The 1140-nt window shown below is 37.4% G+C and carries 2 protein-coding genes; one reads left to right on the top strand and one right to left on the bottom strand.

Annotated elements, in window-relative coordinates; all coding sequences use genetic code 11:
- Positions 1–346, top strand: a 346-nt coding sequence (locus Q0238_RS01965; protein WP_297942381.1) for a TIGR02757 family protein, incomplete at its 5' end; no start/stop codon positions are given.
- A gap of 8 nt (positions 347–354) precedes the next feature.
- Here Q0238_RS01965 and Q0238_RS01960 read toward each other — a convergent pair.
- Positions 355–975 (bottom strand): hypothetical protein, encoded by a 621-nt coding sequence (locus Q0238_RS01960; RefSeq protein ID WP_297942379.1) that lies wholly within the window; start codon positions 973–975, stop codon positions 355–357.
- Positions 976–1140: the final 165 nt, after the last annotated feature.

The following is a 1140-nucleotide window of genomic DNA, read 5'->3' as shown; positions in this document are numbered from 1 at the left end:
GTATGAGTTTTTTTTCGGGCGCGGCTTCGCGCAAAGGCCCACGTCGCCGTATAAGCGTTACAATCTCTTCCTGCGCTGGGCGGTGCGTGACAGCGACATCGATCTAGGACTGTACAAAAAGATCGAAAAATCGCGTCTCCTCATCCCACTCGATACCCATACGCATAAAGTTTCGCTTAAGCTTGGGCTGATCGATCGCAAGAGTTACGATTTTGAGGCAGTTTTGCAGCTTACGCAAAGCTTAAGGCGCTTCGATCCGAGCGATCCCATCAAATACGACTTCGCGCTATATCGCCTCGGACAGAGCGGTGAGATAGATAAAATTTTACCTTCACTGCTTGATTAATTCTAGCTTTAATTGCACATACCGAATGGACCAAAACACTCAGAGAATAATCTATTCTTTTGAATTATATTTTCTCCTGGATAGATAATAATTTCGTGTCCTTGCTTTTGCCAGATTTGTCCATTTTTTGCGCTTATGGTAGATACATCTAAGTGAGCTGTTGAGCCATAGACTAAATATATTTTATCAAATATATCACTATAGCCTAGATAATGAAAAAACGGCGCTGCAAACGTGATCTTTTTGAATTTCGTTAGATTGCTATCTTGAGCGACACAATTGGATTTATTGGAGGGTTTGTAGCCGTTTTCAATGAGTTTCTTTTCTGCTATGCCGTTAGTAGAATTTAACTTTACGTAATGAACATAGCAGATTTCATCTAGACTATCTGCGGCATTTGGTTGAATTTTTCTACGATACAAAAGTAATCCATCCATATCTGCATTGTCTGTTAAAATATTCAATTCTTCAAAATTATTGCTCTTTACGTTCCAAAAATCATTATATGGTTTTAAATAAATTGACGCAATAATAAATGCTATTATTAATATGATGATTGCCCCTAAAATAGATACGCTTATGATGAAAATTTTTAAAATCAGATCTATGATTTTTTTGAAACTATTCATTTTTATCCTTATTTTTTACTATTATAGCATACGATTTGCTATTGCGATGTACGGCGGTTAAAATTTAAGTTCACCTTTTGTAAAATATTGGAAATTAAAAAGGGACAAAAATGGAGCTTGAGCTTTGGCAGTTCGCGGTGCTTTTTGCGGCGGCGTTTTTCGGCG

It is taken from the genome of uncultured Campylobacter sp., from assembly GCF_938045775.1.
Classification (GTDB): domain Bacteria; phylum Campylobacterota; class Campylobacteria; order Campylobacterales; family Campylobacteraceae; genus Campylobacter_B.
Note: the sequence above shows the minus strand (reverse complement) of the source record. Positions and strands in the feature narration are given on the sequence as shown.